General features: G+C 39.9%; 23 protein-coding genes. 14 read left to right on the forward strand and 9 right to left on the reverse strand.

Annotated features, from left to right (window positions below; translation table 11 throughout):
- Positions 1-2: 2 nt before the first annotated feature.
- Positions 3-1,118, reverse strand: a complete 1,116-nt coding sequence (locus NIS_RS09165) for an HlyD family secretion protein (RefSeq protein ID WP_012083090.1) — start codon at positions 1,116-1,118, stop codon at positions 3-5.
- Between the two features lie 103 nt (positions 1,119-1,221).
- Between NIS_RS09165 and NIS_RS09170 the strand changes: the two genes are divergently transcribed.
- From NIS_RS09170 to NIS_RS10225, 11 genes are read left to right on the forward strand one after another with little or no spacing between them, the layout of a single operon-like run.
- On the forward strand, positions 1,222-1,800 hold the full coding sequence (locus NIS_RS09170) for a TetR/AcrR family transcriptional regulator (RefSeq protein WP_012083091.1): 579 nt from the start codon (positions 1,222-1,224) through the stop codon (positions 1,798-1,800).
- A gap of 1 nt (position 1,801) precedes the next feature.
- Positions 1,802-2,959, forward strand: coding sequence for an HlyD family secretion protein (locus NIS_RS09175; protein WP_012083092.1), 1,158 nt, complete (start codon positions 1,802-1,804; stop codon positions 2,957-2,959).
- Between the two features lie 7 nt (positions 2,960-2,966).
- A complete protein-coding gene (locus NIS_RS09180) occupies positions 2,967-4,109 on the forward strand; it encodes an MFS transporter (RefSeq protein WP_012083093.1) in 1,143 nt (380 codons plus the stop codon).
- Positions 4,096-5,715 carry an ATP-binding cassette domain-containing protein gene (locus NIS_RS09185; RefSeq protein WP_012083094.1) on the forward strand — a complete coding sequence of 540 codons (1,620 nt, stop codon included), beginning with the start codon at positions 4,096-4,098 and terminating at the stop codon, positions 5,713-5,715. Before NIS_RS09180 ends, NIS_RS09185 begins: the two co-directional genes overlap by 14 nt.
- Positions 5,712-6,830 (forward strand): ABC transporter permease, encoded by a 1,119-nt coding sequence (locus NIS_RS09190; protein ID WP_012083095.1) that lies wholly within the window; start codon positions 5,712-5,714, stop codon positions 6,828-6,830. The genes NIS_RS09185 and NIS_RS09190 overlap by 4 nt, the downstream gene beginning before the upstream one ends.
- Entirely contained in the window at positions 6,827-7,906 is a 1,080-nt protein-coding gene (locus NIS_RS09195; protein ID WP_012083096.1) for an ABC transporter permease, read from the forward strand. Before NIS_RS09190 ends, NIS_RS09195 begins: the two co-directional genes overlap by 4 nt.
- Complete coding sequence (locus NIS_RS09200; RefSeq protein WP_012083097.1) at positions 7,907-8,830, forward strand: DUF3187 family protein; 924 nt, start codon at positions 7,907-7,909, stop codon at positions 8,828-8,830. It abuts the gene before it with no gap.
- A gap of 9 nt (positions 8,831-8,839) precedes the next feature.
- Complete coding sequence (locus NIS_RS09205; protein ID WP_012083098.1) at positions 8,840-9,646, forward strand: ferritin-like domain-containing protein; 807 nt, start codon at positions 8,840-8,842, stop codon at positions 9,644-9,646.
- On the forward strand, positions 9,647-10,213 hold the full coding sequence (locus tag NIS_RS09210) for a DedA family protein (RefSeq protein WP_012083099.1): 567 nt from the start codon (positions 9,647-9,649) through the stop codon (positions 10,211-10,213).
- Positions 10,210-10,434 carry a hypothetical protein gene (locus NIS_RS09215; protein WP_041354076.1) on the forward strand — a complete coding sequence of 75 codons (225 nt, stop codon included), beginning with the start codon at positions 10,210-10,212 and terminating at the stop codon, positions 10,432-10,434. The genes NIS_RS09210 and NIS_RS09215 overlap by 4 nt, the downstream gene beginning before the upstream one ends.
- A complete protein-coding gene (locus NIS_RS10225; RefSeq protein ID WP_012083100.1) occupies positions 10,371-12,029 on the forward strand; it encodes a mechanosensitive ion channel domain-containing protein in 1,659 nt (552 codons plus the stop codon). The genes NIS_RS09215 and NIS_RS10225 overlap by 64 nt, the downstream gene beginning before the upstream one ends.
- Here NIS_RS10225 and NIS_RS09225 read toward each other — a convergent pair.
- Both NIS_RS09225 and NIS_RS09230 read right to left on the reverse strand, forming a co-directional pair.
- Positions 12,022-14,247, reverse strand: coding sequence for an EAL domain-containing protein (locus tag NIS_RS09225; RefSeq protein WP_158297285.1), 2,226 nt, complete (start codon positions 14,245-14,247; stop codon positions 12,022-12,024). The genes NIS_RS10225 and NIS_RS09225 overlap by 8 nt on opposite strands.
- 5 nt (positions 14,248-14,252) lie before the next feature.
- Positions 14,253-15,107 carry a nitrate/sulfonate/bicarbonate ABC transporter, substrate-binding protein gene (locus NIS_RS09230; protein WP_012083102.1) on the reverse strand — a complete coding sequence of 285 codons (855 nt, stop codon included), beginning with the start codon at positions 15,105-15,107 and terminating at the stop codon, positions 14,253-14,255.
- Positions 15,108-15,210: 103 nt separating this feature from the next.
- Here NIS_RS09230 and NIS_RS09235 point away from each other — a divergent pair, with 103 nt between their 5' ends.
- Complete coding sequence (locus tag NIS_RS09235; RefSeq protein ID WP_012083103.1) at positions 15,211-16,170, forward strand: NAD(P)-binding domain-containing protein; 960 nt, start codon at positions 15,211-15,213, stop codon at positions 16,168-16,170.
- Here NIS_RS09235 and NIS_RS09240 read toward each other — a convergent pair whose 3' ends face one another.
- From NIS_RS09240 to NIS_RS10110, 6 genes are all read right to left on the reverse strand, one after another.
- Complete coding sequence (locus tag NIS_RS09240) at positions 16,171-16,572, reverse strand: thioredoxin family protein (protein WP_041354078.1); 402 nt, start codon at positions 16,570-16,572, stop codon at positions 16,171-16,173.
- Between the two features lie 8 nt (positions 16,573-16,580).
- Positions 16,581-16,907, reverse strand: a complete 327-nt coding sequence (locus NIS_RS09245) for a hypothetical protein (protein ID WP_012083105.1) — start codon at positions 16,905-16,907, stop codon at positions 16,581-16,583.
- A complete protein-coding gene (locus NIS_RS09250) occupies positions 16,908-17,444 on the reverse strand; it encodes a carboxymuconolactone decarboxylase family protein (protein WP_012083106.1) in 537 nt (178 codons plus the stop codon).
- Complete coding sequence (locus NIS_RS09255; RefSeq protein WP_012083107.1) at positions 17,445-18,050, reverse strand: TetR/AcrR family transcriptional regulator; 606 nt, start codon at positions 18,048-18,050, stop codon at positions 17,445-17,447.
- Positions 18,051-18,125: 75 nt separating this feature from the next.
- On the reverse strand, positions 18,126-18,494 hold the full coding sequence (locus tag NIS_RS09260; protein ID WP_050724147.1) for a GGDEF domain-containing protein: 369 nt from the start codon (positions 18,492-18,494) through the stop codon (positions 18,126-18,128).
- A complete protein-coding gene (locus NIS_RS10110; RefSeq protein WP_050724148.1) occupies positions 18,478-19,845 on the reverse strand; it encodes an FIST signal transduction protein in 1,368 nt (455 codons plus the stop codon). Before NIS_RS10110 ends, NIS_RS09260 begins: the two co-directional genes overlap by 17 nt.
- Before the next feature lie 163 nt (positions 19,846-20,008).
- Here NIS_RS10110 and NIS_RS09265 point away from each other — a divergent pair, with 163 nt between their 5' ends.
- Complete coding sequence (locus NIS_RS09265) at positions 20,009-21,328, forward strand: NAD-binding protein (RefSeq protein ID WP_012083108.1); 1,320 nt, start codon at positions 20,009-20,011, stop codon at positions 21,326-21,328.
- The gene (locus NIS_RS09270; RefSeq protein ID WP_012083109.1) at positions 21,310-22,764 is read left to right on the forward strand and encodes a TrkH family potassium uptake protein; all 1,455 of its coding nucleotides are present in this window, start codon (positions 21,310-21,312) and stop codon (positions 22,762-22,764) included. The genes NIS_RS09265 and NIS_RS09270 overlap by 19 nt, the downstream gene beginning before the upstream one ends.
- The last annotated feature ends 3 nt before the right edge of the window (positions 22,765-22,767 follow it).

A 22,767-nucleotide genomic window follows, 5' to 3' on the forward strand; every position in this document is an offset into this window, starting at 1 on the left:
ACCTAACGCCTCTTGATTGCCACTTCGGCGCCCATACCCACTTTCAGATCCGGAGTAGGATTTTCCAGGGATATGCGAACGACAAAGCGCTGATCAAGTTTGGTGAACTCTCCACTTGCGATATCTCTTGGGACAAGAGAAAAAGTCGCTGCGCTTGCCGGTAAAATACTCTCTACTTTTCCGTGATATTTCCTATCTTTAAAGGCATCTACCCAGATCTCGACAGGATTGCCTGGTACTACACCGTGCAGTTTTTTTTCACTCAAAAGTACCTCTACATGAAGATCCTTTGGATCAACGATCGAATAGACAGGGCTTCCCTTTTTTACAACGCGTTGAATATTGATATACTTTTTGGCTATACGACCCTCTATCGGCGCATAGAGCCTACAATATTCGATCTTGTTTTCTATTTCTTTTTTGGATGCTTGCAACGCCTCCACTCTCTTTTGTAAAGAGGCGATCTCTTTTGATAGCTCTTTGATGCTTTGAAGACTATTTTGCAACAGGGCCTCTTTTTGATCAATATTTGCCAAATCTACCTTTAGCGCCATCAGTTTAGCCGTTTTTGCTCGTATGCCATCTTCCAACATATCCTTTTGGGTCTCTATTTTTTCTAGTTTCTCTTTTTGGATGAGATGTCTTTGATACAATGACCGGTAGCGTCTGAGGTCTCTTGTCGTCTGTTTCAGTTTTGCTTTATCGGCAGCTATCTCATATCCGAAAGCCTCTATATCTTTTTTCAATTTTTTTCGGGTATTGTCAAGTATCTCTCTTTGAATTGCAATATCGTGCGCAAGTTTTTCTTTTTTGATCCGCAAAGCTTCGGATTTTTGCTTCAATGAGTCGATCTGAGACTGGAGTCGCTTTTTTTCAATCACAAAATCCCTATCGTCTATCAACGCTAGAAGTTCATTTTTTTGTACATCCTCGCCCTCTTTTTTCGCCATTTTTACCACTTTCCCACCAACTTTGAAACTAAGGGTAAGCAGTGAGTCCGTTCGGAGGAAAGCGGCATCGCTCACGGCATTTTGAGTTCGAAAATGAACATAACGGTATGCCACATACCAAAATAGTATTATCAGTAAAATCAAAAGGGCTGTTCCCACTCGTTTCATACAAATCCTCTTATCGCTCTATTAGTGAATTATATTCACTTTTTTATTAACTAATTCTTATTTAAGAATTAAAGTCTTATACTTTTGCAAAGGGAGTTGAAAGATGAATATCAAAGAGAAAGTCAAAGAGTACAAAAAAGAGCTTCTTTTAAAAAAGGTGAGCGAACTTTTTGAAAAGGAGGGGTTTGATCAGATAAAAATGGTCGATATTGCCAAATATTGCGGTATATCGGTGGGAGCTTTATATAAACTGTTTCCATCAAAAGAGGATCTTTTTTACGATTATATCCAGTATCAAATCGATCTCTTTTACAAACAATTGCAAGAGAGATTCAATGTAGTCAAAACACCGAAACAGCGCCTGAAACTCTTTATCGACATGATGTTTCATACTTTCACCTCCAAAAAAAGACTTTTTATGGATACGGCGGCAGGCGATCCGCTCTTTTTTGCGAAACTGGCACTGAAACGAGACAATCCCGCAAAAAAAATCTATAAACTTCTAGAAAGAGAATTTGAAAAACTGGAAAACAGAAAGATATCTGATACCAAACAGCTCGCGATCCTGTTCAAATCGTTTTTGTATGGATACATCGAATATTGGCTCATACACGACCAACCCATTAAAACATGTAGCGAGGAAGCTTTAGAGCTTTTTTTGCATGGTATCGTAAAGGAGTGAGATGCATACCCTTCGAAAATATCTACTAGGTCTTTTTCTTTTAGCCCTTGTCGTTATCGCCTCATATCTGATCTATCTCAAAACTCATCCCAAACAACTCCCTCCCAATCTTGTCATGGGCGTCGGTACGATTCTTGGGGATGAGATCAATCTCAACACAAAGTATCCTGGTCGCATACAAAAGATTTTCGTTCACGATGGCTCGAAAGTCGAAAAAGGACAAGTAGTCGCCATTTTGAAATCACCAGAGCTTCAAGCCCAAAAACGGGAAATTCAAATGCTTATACAGGCAAAAAAAGCGGAACAAAAAGCCACAGAGGTCCAGCGTGAAATAGCACAAGCCTCTTTGCCCGAAAATGTGCGTAAAGCTCTGTATGCAAAAGAAGCGAAAGGTTTCGCCAAAGCACAGCTTCAAAAGAAGATCGATACTTTCCAACAGGTGGTCATACAAGACAAAAAAGACCTTTTGCGTTTGCAAAATCTCTTCCAGCAACACCTCATCCCAAAACACAAACTCGAAGAAGCACAACTCAAACTTACTAAAGACAAAAACATCCTCAAAGCTCTTCAAGAACAAAAAAAAGAGGTGGTCAGCGCATTAAAGGCGGCTCAAAGCACGCTGGATCAAGCAAGAAGCGACCTGAAAAAGATCACGATGCTGGATTATACAATAGATGCTTTGCGAAAATCCATCGACTCTTTAGAGGCAAAAAAGATGCAAATAGAAGCGATGATCGATGAACTGACCCTTCGCTCACCCGTAGATGGATATGTAACACAAAAAATAGCGAACCCCGGGGAAGTTCTTGGAGCCGGCATGAGTGTCGTACATTTGATCGACCCTAAAACGCTCTATCTTGAAATTTTTGTAGATACGATTCATACAGGCAAGATCAAAGTTGGCGATAAAGCAGAAATTTTTCTCGATGCATACCCGAATAGACCCATTGAAGCCTATGTCGCCCGAATCGCCAAAAAAGCGGAATTCACACCAAAAGAGGTGGCAGTTCGAAGTGACCGCATTCAAAAAGTGTATGCTATACACCTCATGCCAAACAGACCGAACCCTCTCTTGAAACTGGGAATTCCCGCTATTGGCATCGTTTCACTGGATGGAAAAGGGCTTGTCAAAACTCTTGATGAAGTTCCTCCACTCTAGGAACACAATGAATAAAAACATCCTCTATCTCGGGCTTGTCAGCTTCTTCACAGATTTCGCCACAGCAATGATCAATCCTATTCTTCCCATATTTGTTGTGCTTTATTTGCACGAAGGAATGGACAAGCTAGGCTTCATCGTAGCTATTGCCACTTTTTTCAGCTATGCTCTTCGACTCCTGAGCGGTTATATAAGCGATCGGTATGGAGTAGTCAAACCGTTGGTGGTGGCTGGATATGCAATCTCAGCGATCAGCAAACCACTTATCGGGTTTGCAGATGGCTATAGAAGCGTTGCTTTTTTACGAGCACTCGAACGTACCGGGAAAGCGCTTCGATCAGCTCCCAAAGATGCCTTGCTCGCGTACTTTGGGAAAGAGAAGATGATGGGCAGAACCTTTGGTTTTCACAAAACTCTCGACATCGCAGGAGAGCTTTTCGGTACGCTTTTTCTCTTTTGGATTTTGTGGCAGTTTGGAAAAAGCGAAGAGGTTGTACGTACCATCTTTTTTGCCACAGCCATTCCCGGCTTGTTAGGTCTTGTTCTTGTCATTCTTTTTGTAGAAGATGTGAAGAAAAAGAAAAAAGTTCAGAGATTTCATCTCACTTCCCGGGATAAAGCGGTTATTCAAGAGCTTCTATTCTATTTTTTCTTTCTCTTTTTCTTTTTCAGTGATGCCTTTTTCACGATGGAGGCAAAGTCGGTAGGTATTTCTGTCACATGGATTCCTCTTCTTTTCGTTCTCTCTACCCTCGCCCAAACGGCAACGAGCTATCTCTCAGGAATCTGCATCGATAGATTTGGTACGTCAAGAGTACTGCTCTTAGCCTACACCTTCGGTCTTATAGCCCAGGGGCTGCTGTTTGCACAATGTACACTTTGCACATGGATCGCTTATATCTTTTTGGGACTCTTTAGTGTCTTTTCTCTCAATGCCAATAGAAGCTATATTGCCCAAAATGCCGAAAACAGAGCGAGCGTTTATGGTGTTTTTTATGCGGGGATAGCCCTTTTTGGAGCATTGGGAGCAGTGGTCACAGGATTTTTGTGGCAGCATTTTAGCATGAATACAGCGTTGATGTTTTCCATGGGAGGCATCTGCACTCTTTGGCTCATCTATGTAGCAAGGACTGCACTTGGCACTACTTGAAGTAAAAGAGGTCTCGGTTTCATATAAATCGACAGTTGCGTTACAATCGGCCACCTTTTCAGGAGAGGCGGGAGAAATCCTTGGATTCATTGGTGCTGACGGGGCGGGGAAAAGCTCACTTTTCCACGCAATTGCAGGTGTTATCCCCTTTCAGGGAGAGATCACCTATCAAAATATTCCCTATCACTCTCCCAAAGAGGCTGAAAAGATCAAACCCCACCTTGGCTTCATGCCTCAAGGTATCGGTCTCGTTCTCTATCCCGAACTCACGGTGGATGAACATCTTGAGTTTTTCGCTGATCTTAGGAGTCTTTCGAAAGATAGATCCTACTTTCGTTTCAAAAATCGACTCCTTGAAATGGCAGGACTCGCACCTTTCCCCGACCGACTCGCCAAACATCTTAGCGGCGGCATGAAACAAAAACTCTCGCTGATCTGTACTATGATACACAAACCCCATCTGCTCATTCTCGACGAACCGACAACGGGAGTGGATCCTCTCAGCCGACGGGAACTTTGGAAAATACTCGATCAAAATAGAGAAGGGACACTCACGTTAGTGAGTACCGCATATATGAGTGAAGCTGCCAAGATGGATAGAATCCATCTTTTTGATGAAGGTGAAATCATAGCACAAGGCAGTACCAAAGAACTGATCGACTCGGTACGCCCTTTCACTTATCGCAAGACCCCATGTGCTTGGGGAGAGTGCCTCACCTTCAATAAAAGGACCTATGCACTTCATGCTTTGCAAGTGCCCCATGCCGAGCCAGATCTCGAGAGTCTCTTTTTCGTCAATGCACTGAAAAAAAATAAAATACCTCCGAAAATAGAGATTGTAGAGCGGGAATCAATACAGGAGCTTCCTCCCGTCGTCATGGAGGCAAAAGGCCTTACGAAGCGATTTGGCTCTTTTGTCGCCGACGATCATATCGACATGCAGCTAAAACCCCGTGAGATTCTTGGTCTTCTAGGAGCAAACGGAGCGGGTAAAACCACTTTTATCAAAATGCTTTTAGGTCTACTCCCAATCGATGAAGGGGAACTGTATCTGCTTGGAAAACGAATCCAAAGCGCCAGTGATAGAAAAACACTCAAAAATAAAATCGGATATATGAGTCAAAACTTCTCCTATTATAAAGATCTTACCATACGAGAAAATCTGCTCTATTTCGCCAGCATGCATACAATTGCGTTGACGAAAACTTTACGAAAGATTGATGAACTCAGTCGTTCCCTCGGCTTTGCAAGCTATCTCGATGCTTTTCCAAAAGATGTTCCTCTTGGAATAAACCAGCGTTTCAGCCTCGCAGCAGCGATACTGCACGAACCGGTGGTACTCTTTTTGGATGAACCCACCAGTGGTGTCGACACGATTGCAAGATCGCAGTTTTGGCAACTGCTTCATGAGCTCAAGGAAAAATGGCATATCTCCATTCTCATAACGACACACTATATGAGTGAAGCAGACTACTGTGATCGTGTGGTACTTTTGAAACAGGGTAAAAAGATAGCCGATGATACCGTTGCTAATCTATACAAAAAGTTCCCCGACGCCAAAGACTTTGAAGAGATATTCTTTCGGCTCTACAAGGCAAGCAGATGAAACTCTCCGTTATCAAAGCCTATATGCTCAAAGAGTTTAAAGATCTTATCAGAACGAAAATGATCTTTTTAGTCTATCTTATTCCCACTATGATTATGCTACTTTTTGGATACGGTATCCGTCTAGAAGTAAAACACGCAAGAACCATTATCATAGACCAGGACCAAAGCCGGCTCTCCAAACGCCTCGTCGAGGCCTTTTCACACTCACAATATTTCGATACGAAAATAAGCTATACCTCCTACAATGAAGCACTCGAGCAGATAAAAAAAGCAAATGCCGATATTCTTATCATCATTCCAGGCAACTTCGAAAGAAGGCTTTTTCATGGACAAAAAACGCAAATCGCTGCCTTCATCGACGCCGCATTCCCTCTTCGCTCCATGACGATGCAAGGATATGTAGAAGGAACGATCCTACATGAAGCACAAAAATTGGCGCAGCGTTTCGGGATGCAAAAGGGGTTGATCGAGATCAACCCAAGGAATCTTTTCAACCAGTCCATGCGAGATGAAAACGCTATCGTTCCGGGTCTTATCGGGCTCATTCTACTAGTTGCACCTGCATTGCTGTCTGCTCTTTTGATAGTGAAAGAAAAAGAGATGGGCACTATATTCAACTTTTACGCCTCACCAGTGAAAAGAAGTGAGTTTCTAATCGCAAAATTAACACCCGTCTTTTTACTCCATTCACTCAACATTTTCATACTATTTCTTTGGGCTACGGCCTGGTTTGAGGTTCCTTTCCGAGGCAGTTTTTTTCTCTACTGGATCGTATCGGAAATCTACATTCTCATCAGTCTCTCCATAGGATTGCTAGTCTCTATCATCACAAAGCGCCAGATCGTTGCAGTCGTTCTTACTATCATCATCACCGTTATTCCCGGATTTTTGTATTCGGGTATCTTGATGCCCATCTCCTCCATGGTAGGAGAGTCCTATATCGAAGCACATATTTTTCCTGTAATGTATTACAACCATATCATCTATGACACTTTCTTAATCGGTCAGGGAGTTGCTTCTCAAAAAAATATCCTCTATTTCGCCATCATGATAGGCTATGCATTGCTATTGCTCATCATAGGATCACTGCTTCTGAAAAAGGAGCTTCGATGAGAACCTTCCAAACAATTTTGGCAAAAGAGATACTCACCTTTTTACGATCTTGGGGCTTAGTGGCTGTTGTTCTTTACTCTTTTACGTTGGATATCTACATAGTGGGACAGGGGATCGAAGTGAAGCCCAGAAATATCTCGATAGGCTATGTGGATCATGCGCATACCCCTTTGGTTCCGAAAATTCTTTCACACCTCCATGTTCCCGAATTTCAAAAACCCATACGCTTTCCCTCTCAACGAGCACTACAGCAAGCCGTTTTCAATAAAAAGATCATTGTCGGTGTCATTTTTGATCAAGATTTCGCCAAGCAAACAGCATTGGGCGGGAATGCCAAACTAGATCTACTCATCGATTCCACCGCTGCAAGCCAAGCCTATATTACTTCGGTCTATTTGCAAAATGTTCTACTCAATCTTTTTCCCAAAAATTTTCCTGTAGATCTTTGTGTTCATAAACTCTTCAATCAAAATGCCGATTCAAGAATGTTCATGTCTTTTGTGGAGATGCTCTCAATTATCACGATGATCGGAATCATTTTGACCGCCGTGGTTTTTGTCAAAGAGAAAGAGGATGGCACTTGGGATATTTTACTACTCTCTCCCGTAGAGTCCTCGCTCATTATCTTTGCTAAAGCTCTGAGCCAGGTCCTCATCGTGATGGGCGGAACCATTTTGGCTCTTGGTTTTGTGGTACTTACAGTATTCGACACACCTGTTAACGGATCTTTTTTGGCATTTTTGCTTTTGACACTCCTCTACTCTTTGACTATTTCTGGTATTGGTCTTTTTATCGCATCCGTATCAAAGACCGTTATGCAAGTCGCTCAATTATCTATGCTTATCATGCTGCCTCTCATATTCTTGAGTGGAGCCTGGACACCCATCTACTCCATGCATCCAGTCCTTCAAAAACTCTCGTTATTCTCGCCTCTTCGATACTATATCGAGGGCAGTGAAAGTATTATCTTTAGAGGAACGCAATGGGAAGATCTGCTCCCCTATTTTTTGGGTGTCGCACTTTTGGGTATACTAACTTTTTGGTATGGTTATAAAAAAATCGGAAGGTTGTTTTAAGTGAAAAAAATTCTCACTCTTGTCGTACTCTCTTTTACCCTTTTTGCTACACAACCTCTGCTCACAACGACGATGCATCCATTTCGACTCGCTTTTTACTCTTTCTATCCACAAAACTCCGAGATAGAAGAAGATAAGAAATGGCATACCCAAATCAACCTCAGTGAAACGAACGATTATGATGAAGAGAAAGCCTATTTGATCGATTACGAAATAACCGCTTTGACGCTATCTCTTTCGAAAAAGATAAACAGCAACGCTCAATTTCGTATCATTCTTCCCGCCTACTATATAAACGGCGGTTTTCTAGACTCGTTTCTAAACTGGTTCCACCGGGCCACAGACACTTTACCTTCTGCACACAACCGTTACGGAAACAACAAAGTCCATTTTTTCTTTGGTTCTATCCATAAAACCTCTTCCTACGCTACACTCGGCAATGTCCAGCTTGAATACACACACCGATTGCCATGGGACGTCATAGGTGCAAAACAGGCACTCCATTTTGGAGTCAAACTCCCTACCGCTACGAAAAATAGTGGTTTTGGCTCAGGTAAAACAGATGTGATGGTGGGATGGTCTGCCTGTAAAGCATTGGCAGATTCCTCGATTCTTCTCAATATGCAAGCAGCAAAAATAGGACGATATACACAAGGAAACATCGCCAAAAGTAAAGAGTATCTCTATTCTTTGTATGCACAATGGCAAAAATCCGTTTCATTTGGAAACTTCTTACTTGGATATCGTTTTGTTTCAAGTGCCTACGATTCACCATACTCAAGTATCGATAGCTGCTCTAATATCATTACACTAGGGCTTGGTACCCACTGGTTTGGTAAAAAAACCACAATTTTTTTAGATGAAAACCTTGCTCCATTTCGAGGGGCACCCGATATCACGATAGGAATCAATATCTCATTGTAAAGGAGAAGCATGCGATGGCATTATGAGGATATAGACTATTCCAAGATAAATCCCAAAGAGGTGCGAGAGTATGACTTTCTCTTTTTTCTCATCGCCAGTGCCTCTTTCATAGAGATCACTTCGGACGTGTACGAGAAAAATCTTGCAACATTTTATGCGGACAACCAGAAAGTTGTGGATTGGTTGGAAAATGTCTGGGAACCAGAGGAGCTGCAACACGGACGTGCCCTACGCAAATATGTCCAGACAGCCTGGCCAGACTTCGACTGGGATGGAGCATATGAACGATTTAAGAACGAGTATCTACCGCTATGTACACTGGATGAATTTCAGCCCACAAAAGCAAAAGAGATGCTGGCAAGAATGGTGGTAGAGACTGGGACAAGCACCTTTTACAAAGCTATAGAGAAGTTTTCAAAAGACCTCAATGCTCCCGTTTTAGGAGAAATTGCTCACAATATCTCCAAAGACGAGGTGTATCATTATGATGTGTTCTATGAAACATATAAAGAGTACAACGAAACAGAAAAGCTTGGACGAGACGAGATTATCAAAGTGGAATATGACAGACTCAAAATGGTCGACGGAGAGGATGGGAAGATTGCATTTAAAGCAATTTATGAAAGTACGCACGATGAACCATTTACCGATGAAGTCTATGAAGAGCACAAAAAGAGTGTCGCCAAATTTGCAAAAAAATATTATCCATACAATATGGCCATAAAGATGCTTTTGCAACCGCTTAATCTCAATAAAACCGTAGAAAAGGTGACCGTACCTATGGTCAGAGGAGCTTTGAAAATTTTAGGAATCTAGATGCTTTTTCACCTCTTCGCCTATCCTGTCCATCTGCTCCTGTCACACGGATACTTGGCTCTTTTTATCTGGAGCATCCTTGAGGGCGAGATAGGTCTGATGCTGGCAGGATGGCTCGCTTCGATCCATCAGCTTTTTTCCTATGAAAAAGTGGTTCTAGTCGCGATTTGCGGGGCCTTTTTAGGTGATCTATTTACTTTCAGTTTTGGCAGGCTTTTTGAGAAAAAAGCGCTCCGTTATCTCAATGCCCATCCTGATAAAAAACAGATGATCGATCGATGGATCAAAAAATGGGGAGCGGCGGTCATCATATTTGAACGATTTGTTTATGGTACCCATATCCCCGTTCTTTTAACCTTTGGCATGAGCGGTTACCCTATTTTAAAATTCATACTCTTTGATATCATAGGTATCATCCTGTGGGCTTTTAGTTTTGTCTCTATCGGCTATTTTTTCGGACAGAGCGCAATAAATATCATTTTACTTGTACAAAAAAATATTTTGGTCGTTCTCTTTTTTCTTCTTCTTTTTCTTTTCATTCTTCGTACCCAAAAGGGAAACACGTGAAACAGCTGGTCCTTTTTTTGATGCTGGCAGCACTCCTTCTTGGAGCCGATATCAATACCACTTTGGCAAAAGCAGATGTTAAAACATATGAATCACTTTTAGCTACACTCAAAAAATCTCAATCAAAAATGATGAAACTTCTCTACAAGAAGCACTTTTGTATAAACTTATCAATATCACCAAATTTCCACCAAAACCAACAACTTTTGATACAAAAATAGAAAATTCCCAAGATTTTGAAAAACTCATCCAAAAAACTTTGCAATTTCTTAATGAAACGAGTGAAAAAACTGTAACCCTTCAGCATATACAGCAAAAGCAACAAGCCGTTAAAGACCAGATACGCTCAATTAGTGAAAGCAACTCTTCACAGCTGTTCACTTTGCAACTCCAATATGCATTCTATAGCAAAGCGATACAAACCTTGCAAAAAGATTTACAAAAACGTCAAAAACTTCTTGAAGAAACTGTTCCAAATCTAATGGTACGAAATATTAAAAAGATAACCTTTGATACGAAAAATATCCAAAATGAGCTGGATCAGATCCAAAAAGATCTTGACGCTATCCAAAAAAGGATGGAAGCCAAAGAGGTGGAGAAAGAGCGACTTGAACTTCTTGGAAGGAAAGAGAGAGCCAAAACAATAGAAAACTCTTTGATGCTTTTGGAAAAGAAGAGACAAGTGCTTTTAGACAACAAACTCGTTAAGCTCTTCGAACTCTATGCTGCTACATTACAAAAAAAAGAGACTCAAAAGGTTTTTGCTTTACAAAAACAGATTCTTGATCTTGCACAAAATCTTTATCCAACACAGGTACGAGAGAATCTCAAAAAACTTCTAACAAAACTGGATATCCAAATATTGGGAAAACAAGCCACTATCAAGGGAGCCACGCTCCAACATGTAAAAGAGATAATCGATCTTATTTGGAAAGAGTTCAACAGACCTCTCTTTACGATCAATCAAACACCCATCAGTTCCCTGAAACTGATCATAGCCTTTTTGATCCTTCTATTTGGCTATCTTATTGGTTCTCTTTACAAAAAGAGTATTCACAAACTTGCCCAAAGTTCCCACTCTATCACACCTTCGACAAAAACACTTCTCAGCAATATCGGATACTATACCATCCTCATCATCTCTTTTTTCGTTACACTCAATGTCTTGGGTATCGATCTTTCCTCTATCGCCTTAATCGCCGGAGCCCTTTCGGTGGGTATCGGTTTTGGACTGCAAAATATCGTCTCCAATTTTGTCTCTGGATTGATTTTGATGTTTGAGCGAAGTATTAAAATAGGCGATTTTGTAGAAATAGATGAGGATCTTCGAGGCAGGATTTCCGATATTCGGATGCGATCGACCACAATTACCACAAATGACAATATCGATGTTATCGTTCCAAACCAGGACCTCATTCAAAACAGAGTCATCAACTGGACAATGAATGACGACATCCGCCGCTTTCGCATCCCTTTCGGAGTGGCTTATGGAACGGATGCCAAACAGGTAATCAAAGTGATCAAAGATGCGGTCAAAACCAGTGGATTTGGAGATATATACGAAGACTATCAAAGAAAAACCAGAGTGATTATGACAGGCATGGGTGACAGTAGCGTCAATTTCGAACTTCTTGTCTGGATCAAGGGAAAAGAAGCCCTCTATCCAAAACGGACGACATCACGATTTTTGATTCTCATTTATGAAGCACTCAACGATAATGGTATAGAGATACCGTTTCCGCAAAGAGACCTGCACATAAAGTCGATCCATACCGAAGTTCCTATATCAGTTCATAAATCGGACCATGTCAACTAAGTGGCTCTGGCCTATGAAAGTAGTATCCTTGCGAATAGTCGATACCGAGTGAACAAACAAGCTGATAAATTTCCTCATTTTCAACAAATTCTGCAACTGTTTTTACACCGAGGTCTTTTGCAAGACTGACAATATGCTTTACTATCGTATAGTTCACTTCATTCGTAAGATTTTTTATCAAACTACCATCTATCTTGATATAATCGGCACCAAGCTTTAGTACATAATCAAAATTTGCATATCCACTACCAAAGTCATCAATTGCAATCTGTATACCATATCTTTTCACTTCATTTAAAAAGCTCTGAACGATACTTTGCGTTTGCATATATTCAGTCTCCAAAATTTCGATAGTAATATATCTACCATACAATTCAAAATTCTTCAAAAGGTATGTCCTAATCTTTTCATGTTCAATATCCCGAAAAGAAAGATTTATAGAGATATGTTGTTTATTGCGTTGTAAATAGGAGAAAATATTTTCATACATCTGTTGTACTAAATCAAAATAGAGTCCACTTTGTTGAGTAATATCCATAAAATGGTATGGTGTCAATATGGTTCCATGGTCATCAATACGTGCCAAAATCTCACTATATACTACCTTTTTCGTATGATTATCAATCACATTCTGCCTATATGCAAGGACTTTTCGTTCACTGATTAACTGTTTTAATTTAATATACTTTTGTTTGAAAATCTCATGCCTTTTTTCAATGAGTGTAGAATCATATATAACAATTGGATTATTTAAAGTCGCAGTCTTTACTGCAAAATAGGCTTTTTGTAACGCATTATCAATATTTGCATCAATAATAGAACAGTGGATATGCAAATCAATATCCACTCCATCCACTTTGATGCTTATAGCATCAAAAAAGTCAACAACTGTTTTGGCAAATGTCTTTGCTTCTTCTATCGAACCATTAAAAAGCATAAAGAATTGATCTGTTAAAGCATGAAATGTAGGGAGTTCAAATCGCTTCAACTCTTCAGCAAATCTTCTTAGCAGTTTATCGCCAAACTCTATACCGAAGAGATCATTAAAAAGTTTGAAATGGTGTATATCAATATAAATAATCGTTTGAAATATCAACTCACGTTTGTGTATTAAAAAATAGTTGATATTAGGAAGATGAGTAATAGCATTGTAAAAAAGAATATTTTCTTTCTCTTTTTTTTGCAAAAAGGTATGATAGGCAAAAGCGACATCTCCGGCCAATTCTTCTAAAATTTTCAATTCCTCTTCCAAAAACACCCCATCCTTCTCAATATACAAGGTCCCATAAATTTCTTGAAAGGCGGCAATATCGATATGGACCGCCTTGGTGACATCAATATCTTTATCTCCAACAGCATATTGTGCAATCTTAATGTAGACTTTTATAAAATATCGATACTCTTTAAAATATCGAATACACTCTTGCAAAAAGATCTCAAAATCTTCCTCTTTCACCATCAACTCATTGATTTTTGAAACCAATTCCATCAATGTTCTCAAATAGTTCTCTTTTTGAAAAGCTTCTTGAAGTTCCCTGTTAAGCCTCTCTATTCTTTCGATTTTCTCGAAAATACTGTATTCGATTTCATTGAGTTCAATAAACAGTAAATCCGCTCTTTTTTCAGGCTTTTTGGTCCACTGATAGAGTGCTAAAACCTTTTTGTAAAAGTAGTAAAATCCGAAACTGGTTATTAAAAAAACAATAGCAATGAAACCGATCAGCCAAGCAAGCTGTTTTTGCATCGATTGTGCAATTATTTCTCGAACAAAATCTGTACGAAGCACGATTACAAGACTCTTTTCCTGTTCAGTTTGCGTTTTTTTATCAAACATCGTTATCGGTATATCAATCTTTATCCACTGTCTATTTTGAAGATGTTTTTTATTTAGTTGGTCTAGGGATAAGGTAGGCAAAGAAATGAATTTTTGAATATTTCCACTCGTTTTAAAAACTATTTTTCTATCTTTATCCAATACATAAATTGCTTCGATATAGTGTGAACTATTTTTAATACGATCTAAATAGGTTGCAATTTGATTTTGATCCATTAAAGGATCTTCCAAAAAGATTTTAATCTCTAATAGTTTCTCTTTTATATCCTCTTTGTAATGCTCATAAAGAGAATTTTGGATTTCATTTGCATAAAACATTACAGAAGAAGTAGTAATGATAAACCCGAGAATTAGAATAAAAATCGCAAAATGTTTAAAACGCAATGTTTTCATATCACGAGATTTTTTGTATCAAAGCCTTGATGTTTCAAAAAATTGATCAAATTTTTGGATGGGCGTAGCACCCACTTAATTTCTTGAAGAGATGCTATAAAATCTTGATAATCTATACCATCAGTATATGGTTTTACTACATTATAGAACTCTTTTGGATTCTTTTGTAAAATATGGACGGCTCGTTGGAATTGATGAAAGATAAACTCCACATAAGACTTATCAAGATTGGAAAAGAAAAGATCTATTACTTTGATTGTTTTTAACGTTTTTGAAGAAGCTACTTCCGTAAAGCCCTTTTTCTTCAATAACGTTGCATAGGGCTCGTACGTAACTACAATGGATGGATGTTTGAACTTCTCTTTTAAGAAGCTATCTTGCACACCGTCTATAATCCTCAGTTGTGCTGAAATGTTTGCTTCTCGCAAAAAAGCTTCCAATAAGGCTTGATTGACACTAGAAACTTCCAAATAGACATCAATAGTGTCTATTTTTTGCAGTACCTGTAAAAAGACATTGGAGAGTATCTTATCAGCACCATAGGATACATCGACAAAGAAACGAGGTTTATAAGTCTTTTTTAACTCTTCATGAGAGAGTAACTCAAATTGCGTAGCAAACAGGCCATCACATAAATGGCTTTTACATAAAACAATACTTTCACTCAACGAATTAGTCCATTTGAGTCGAATATTCATAGGATCTAGCCAGCCCTTTTCATATGCATAAGCAATAGGCAGGTACCCTATCCAGCTATTAGCTACTATGCTAACTTTTTTCGTAGGCTTTGTCGTACATCCACTAAAAAAGCCAAAAAGAAACACCAGTAGTAAAACAAATACTCTCTTCATAAATACATTTTAACACAAAAAAATAAAAAATAACCAAAATTTATTTTTCTTTCAAGAAGGAACCTTTACAATGATTATACGACAACTCATATAAAGGATATTTATGCAAGCCCTTTACGATATCGCCATTATAGGAGCAGGTCCTGCCGGAATCGGGACAGCAATAGAGAGTTTTATCTTTGGTATCAAAAATATTTTGCTGATCGAAAAGGCCGAAAACCACTCTGCCACCATCAGAACGTTCTATAAAGACAACAAACGGGTGGATAAGGACTGGATGGGACAAAAGGTGGAGTGTGAAGGACGGATCATTTTCATGGATGGAACCAAAGAGACCACCCTCGATCTTTTCGACAAAATGCTTGATCGGCACAAAATCGAGACACGTTTCAACACCGAAGTAGAAAAAGTGGAAAAAAAGGGGGATATATTTATCGTAACGACTACAAACAACGATACGTTTCAAGCAAAAAATGTGGTCATCGCTATCGGTAAAATGGGCAAACCAAACAAACCCTCCTACAAAATCCCTCCAAGCATCAAACAGTTTGTCAACTTCAATCTGGACAAATGCCAAAAAGGTGAGAAGGTTCTGGTGGTCGGTGGTGGAAATTCTGCGGCAGAATATGCCTACTTTTTAGCCGATACCAACAATGTCACACTCAACTACCGCAGAGAAAAGTTTACCAGACTCAACCCAGAAAACGAACGCATCATCAACGAGTATGCCAATGGGGACAAATTGAGACTCAAACTTGGAGTGGATATCACGGGCCTAGAAAGTGAACACGGAAAACCCAAAGTCAACTTCACTGATGGTTCAAGTGAAGTGTATGACCGCATCATCTACGCCATAGGTGGAACAACACCAACGGAGTTTTTGAAAAAATGTGGCATCGAGGTAGTGGACAATAGAGTAGAAGTCAATGAAAACTATGAAACAAAGACACCAGGACTCTTTGCAGCCGGTGATATCGTCACACCGACCGGAGGATCCATCGCCATTGCACTCAATCACGGATACCGCATAGCCAAACATATCAAGGAGCGGTTGGGAGAGTGATCACTCCCCCATAAACCGCTTTTTCCTTCTTTGCACATCATCAAGATAGGAGTGAAAATACTCACTGTTCTGATAGCCCAGGATTGGTCTGATGATCTCTTTACCGTCTGGAGTAAGGAAGAAGATGGTAGGAGTATATTTCGACTGTATCCACGAAGGAAAATTTTTCTCCTCTTTAAAAACTCGAACCGCTACGATATCTTGCATTCGCTTTATGATCGATGGGTCTTTAAAAGTGGTTTCGAGCATCTTCTTGCACCAAGAGCAGTCGTGGCTCTCATAAAAGACCATTATGGGAAGATTTCTTTTTTTCGCTATCTTTTGTGCCGTTGCAAAATCTTTTTGCCAAAGAATTCCTGCAAACAGTATAAAAGGGACCATTAAACTCACAAAAATTCTCATAACTGCTCCTATCCACAATTCAGGCCATCACAACTACGCACTACGCCCATATCTCTGGCATTGTTTTTTAAAAAACGCATGAGATATTTCGAACGTCTTTCGAAATATCGTAACTTCAAATACTCCATCGCTTTTGGATCATCCTTATGCACTTCACGGAGCTTTTTTGCGTTATCTGCAAACATCTGCATCCATTCGTCGCTATAGAGCATAGCTGCGCCTTTGAAAGCAGGTCCATGACAGTGAACACAAAGCTTTTTATAGGCATTCAACCCTTTAGCCCCATACCCAAAAACAAAAATCGGCACCAAAAGCACCATGATGAAACGTGCCATCTAAGCCTCCTCTCCCAATCCAAATACATTGGATAAGGTATTGATATAGTTAAAATAGCCTGTAATGGCTACTGCTTCCACAATCTCCTTATCGCTCCAACCGAGATTTTTAAGATGCTCGATATCCTCTTTTGTTATTTTATAGTTGTCTTTGCGACTCGCCCTGATACAAAACCTGAGCAACTCTTTCACTCTCTCCTCCGTATCCATAGCATCGATGCCTTCCAAGATCGAAGCGATCTGTTCTTCATCGATACCCAACATTTTTGCGATATTTTTATGTACGTCCACACACATTTTGCAACTGTTCTCTTTTGAAATAAGCAGCGCAATAGCCTCTTTGATAAAATAGGGCAGGTGTGTCTGCTTTAACAGATAGTTCTGTACCATTACATCGGTTGCGTTATAGATATTTTCATCAATTGCTAAAAGTTTGAAAATTTCGCCCAGTTTTCCCGTTTTTTCCAAAATAGGACGTGCCTTTTCCTGAATTGCGGGACTCATCTGCTCAAATTCCGGCAAGTTTATATGTGCCATTTAGACTCCTTCACACTTGTTTAATTCTTTCACGGCTTTATCACTCAGATAAGGCAAAAGAGCTTTAGAAACCTCCTTCGATACATCTAGAGCCATTGTTTGGGAAACGTCTTCCCCAAATGTTTGCAAAAAGAGGATCCAAAAGTTACTATAGAGTGCAATCGTGTTTGCGAGATGATGTTTCATCTCTTCTGTCAATGGGACGATACACCCTTTTTCCATAAGATGCTCCATCAGCTGCAGAAGCTTTTCATACTGCATTTTGGTATCTTGTTGGACCTCTCTTTGTAAAAGAGGATCTTTTTGCATCAAAATCACGAGCTCCTTTTTCAAAAAACGGTATCGCCACCAAACAGTGGCAACATATTTACAATATGCCATCATGTCACATAACGTTTCAGGGAGTGCGAGATCTTCAAATCCTATCTCTTCTCTCATCTTCTGATACAAAAAACGAATAATCTCCTCTTTGTTACGAAAATGATAGTAAAGATTCCCCGGACTGATACCTGTTGCTTTGGCAATATGGTTCGTACTTATATCTTTCGTTCCAAATTGATTGAAAAGCTTTAGTGCCTGAAACAAGATTTTCTCTTTTGTCTCCAAACCTCCCCTTTTAGAGTAATTGCTCTAATCACATTGTAGAATAAATTGTCATCCTTTGTCAAATAGAAGAAAAAATTATAGATAGCTTACTCTGTTTTTACCGTTTCTCTTTGAGAAGTAGAGGGCTTCGTCGGATCGTTCCAGAAGGGTAGAAAGCGTATCGCCCTCTCTTTTGTTCGTCATACCTATGCTCACACTCAACGGATACTCGAAATGTTGACTCAATGCTTCAAATTCGAGGCGGATGTGTTCCGCTTTTTCCTTTGCCTTCTTTTCATCCAGGTCGAAATAGACCACAACGAACTCTTCTCCGCCAAAACGACCGACAATATCGGACTTTCTTGTGTTTTTCACCAGAATTTGAGCGAAGGCTTGTAAAACCTCGTCGCCAAAAAGATGGCCTTTGGTATCATTGATTTTTTTAAAATTATCGATATCGAGCATCAAAAGAGAGCTCTCTTTTTGTCAGCTTCGCTTTCAACAGACGCAGAAGGCTCTTTTTGTTTAAAAGGCCTGTCAATCCATCTTTTTGCACTTCACTTTGCAGTTCACTTTTTTCTCTTTCCAGTTCTTGTGTAGTCTTCTCCACAAGATTGATCAATGCATTGATGGCACGAATGGTACTATTGTCATCAACAAACTCTTTATTGTATAAGTCAATCTCTTTTATGCTCTCTTCACTTTCCGAAGCGGCAATCAAAGTCATACTCTCATTGAGAAGTTCATGACCATCATTCATCGTTACGAACTCTCCATATGTAAAAAAACCGATATTTGGCGATACTCTTTTTAAGGGACGGATCTCCTCATGAACCAGATCTCCCAAAAATCTTTTCCTTGCAACGCATGAAAAGATAAAAAGAGATTCAAATCGCTTTTGGAACATCTCATTTTTGACCAGTTTCCCAGCGGTATCCAAAATCAAAAGCGTATTCCCAAATCCGAATCGAACACATGAACTCTCCGGTACATTACCTACAAAAACAAGTGCTCCATCACTATTCATCGCGATGGAGGCTCTTGCGATATATTTCCCATCCTTTTCCACCATCAAAGGAAATTCGATGGCGCTGTCTGGAAGATTCTTTGCTATCTCTTTTCCAAGATATCGCTTATAGATTTCGTAAATCGGTTCTCCATCAAGCTCGTATACAATGTTTCCTGTCGATTTTGTTACAACGAAACAGCGACCTATCGGTTTCCATCCAGTCGTATAGTAGTTGAATACCTGCAGCTCTTTTGAATCGAAGGCTACAGCAACCGCACCGTTTTCTATCACTCTGTTTTTACAAAAGACATAGGTATTTTTGAGCTGGCCATAGTCACCGGCCAGTCCACCGCCAATGACAATATTGGTCTCTTTTCCGAAACCTTTGACCAGCTCCTCTCCATTGGTTCTCATGCCATCGGCCAAAAGCAGAATGAATTTTGTATCAGAAGTGACTAAACGCTCTTTGAAATAGACACCTGCATCATAATAAGGATCGTCTGATGAAAACTGGTCATATGTCACAACATCCGGTTTAATGCGAGTATGCTCCATATTGGTAAAAGAGAGTGCCACATTCTTCTCATAAATCTTTGAATCAACTATCTCACCTGCCGTTGTCGAACCTATGATCGTTGCATCGGGAAAAAGTGAAGCAAGAAGTGCAAGCAGATCTTCAATAAAAGTTTTATGAACAATACCCGAGTAGACTTGCACCAAAAGTCGCTCACTGTTGACGATACCTTTTTCCTTGATAAACGTTTGCAACTGTTTTTCGCTATGAAAAACAGTATTGAATGACTTCATCGACTCTCCACATCATTACAATTATTACAACAATTATAAAAAGAGGAGTCTTTAAAAAAACTGAATTATCAATAAATAATTTTTATCGACTCAAAATTCGTTAAAAATTTATAGTTATAATAGTATGCAACAGTTGTGAAACTATTTCAGAAGGCTAAACAGGATGGATATCATCATCGCCGGAGCTGGTCGAGTCGGATTCAAACTGGCTCAAACACTCTCTGTCAAACACAATATCATCATCATAGACAAAAACAAAGATGCACTCTCTCGTCTTACAGAATCGATCGATGTTATGCCGATATATGGCAATATCGAAGACCCTGACACTTTTAAAGCCCTGATAGAGAGACCCTACGATATTTTTATCGCCGTAACAGACAATGATGAAGCCAATATCATCTCAACTCTTATAGCTGATGATGTGATCGATGTGAAAAAAAAGATCATCCGTCTTCGTAATCCTTTTTTCGCAAAAAGCTCAATAGCCCACAAAATTGGTATTTACGAAGCGGTTTTCCCTTTCATCGCCGCAGCAAGATCTATCAAACTGCTTCTTGATTTTCCTAAAGCGAACAATGTAAAAAACTTTATCTTTACACCCCAGACTCTCGTATCTGTTTTGGTGGAAGAGAGTGACATCCATTCAATAAAAGAGATCGAGTCACAAGATATCGTCGTAGTAGGAATCGAGAGAGACAAAAAATTTTATATACCTACGGATAATGAAGCAATTCAACAAAAGGATCTACTCTATCTTTTTGGGCAAAAAGAGGAGATCAAAAGGTTGTGTGACAGACTCAACCGGAATGCTCCAAAACAGATTCGAAAAATCGCCATTTTTGGAGCCGAACTTCTTGGACTTGAGATCGCAAAAGCGTTTTTGGAGCAAAAAGTAGAACTCAAAATCATCGAAAAAGATCCCGAGCTTTGCAAAAGAGCTTCAGAGATTTTACAAAACAGAGCGACGATCATCAATAGCCGCTACGTAGAGCATACGATCTTTGAAGAGGAAAACGTCAAAAACGCCGATATGGTCATATCGACTAGCAACGACGATGAAGACAATATCATACGGTGTTTGGAAGCAAAAGAGTATGGCGTGAAAAAGACAGTGGCCGTGAACAACGATATGGAGTTTTACTCTTTGATGCATAAACTCGGTATCGTAGCCGTCCGTGGTCCCAAAATGAGTGCATACTACTCCATTTTGAAAAAAATTGCTTCGAGTGCAGTCATCACAGAGCGCCACTATTGTGGTGGTCGAGGAACGATATTTATGCGAAAAATCTTTCCTAACTCTCCCCTCATCGATAAAAAAATCAAACCTTTGCAGCAAGAGGATATTCTCTCTTTCATTATTCGAAACAGCGTTATCCACCCTTTGAAACAAAAAACGACACTCAAAGCACTTGATGTGATCGTCGTTTTTTCAAAATCCTATCTTGAAGAGAAGGTCAAAAAGTGGATCTACACTCTATAAAAAACATCGCAAAATTTCTATCTACAATAGGACTCGTCCTCTCCCTTTTTCTGACCATACCCTCTTTGACCGGACTTGTGTACCATGAACCCATCAAACCATATCTTATATTCAATCTCATCTTTTTCCTGTTTCACTACCTACTCTTTTCTTTGCTATGGAAGCATCCGGCACAAATGAGCATCAAAGAGGGAATCTTTGCCGTTAATCTTGTCTGGATACTGCTTGGTATCGGTGGTGGAATCGGTTTATATCTCACCTCCAATGTCACATTCGCTCAGGCTTTTTTCGAAGCGATCAGTGGTTTTACCACAACGGGAGCGACAATTTACGGCGATATCGAATCCCTATCACACACAACTTTGATGCTCCGAAGTCTCTATCACTGGCTAGGCGGTATGGGAATCATCGTTTTGGGTGTCGGCCTTTTGACTATCATCAATCCAACTGGGTCATTAACGCTATTCAAAGCCGAATCAACCGGCGTTACCCTGGAAAAACTGACACCAAAAATCAAAGATACGGCAAAAAGGCTCTGGGCAGTCTATATCGCTTTGACACTATTTGATGCTCTTTTGCTCTATGCCGGGGGTATGAATCTTTTCGATGCCGTCAATCACGCATTTTCCACCATCTCTACAGGAGGCTTCTCTACGAAAAATGCAAGTCTTGGATACTGGGAAAACAACACATTCATTTTATGGGTAACGACGCTTTTCATGTTCCTGAGCGGTATCAACTTCATCGCCCACTTAAAAGCTCTCTCAAAAGATTTCAGTGGATATAGAAGTGAAGAGGTGTTATGGTATACAGCCGTTTTTTTGTTCCTCTCTTTTGCATTGAGCGTCATTCATATATACATAGGACATGACACTTTTTTCAACGCCGTTACGCACTCCTTTTTCACTATCTCTTCCATTATCACTACAACGGGATTTGCATCCACCGATTACGGACAATGGTCGCCAATCGCTATCGCTCTTATTTTCATTCCGATGTTTATCGGCGCCAATGCAGGCAGTACCGCTGGGGGTGTCAAGGTTATCCGATACGTGGTACTTCTTAAAAACCTTGGAGCGCAAATCAAACAGATTTTGCATCCAAATGCCGTCATTGGAGTCTATATCGATCAAAAACGCATCGGCAGCAAGATCTTAGGAAGTGTCAGTGGCTTTTTCTTCATCTACATTCTCACCACGCTCTTACTCTCATTCTATCTTTATGCGAAAGGATATGATTATCTAACGGCAATGAGTGCCTCCATAGCAGTCATTGGCAATATCGGTCCCGGTTTTGGACATGTGGGACCGGCCGACAACTTTACCATTTTCAGTGAATTTGATAAAGTGGTTTTGGCAATTTTCATGATTATAGGGAGGCTAGAGTTTTATACATTTATCATCCTCTTCTCCCGTGAGTTCTGGAAAAAATTTTAAAGG

The organism is Nitratiruptor sp. SB155-2 (assembly GCF_000010325.1).
In the GTDB taxonomy this organism is placed as follows: Bacteria; Campylobacterota; Campylobacteria; order Campylobacterales; family Nitratiruptoraceae; genus Nitratiruptor.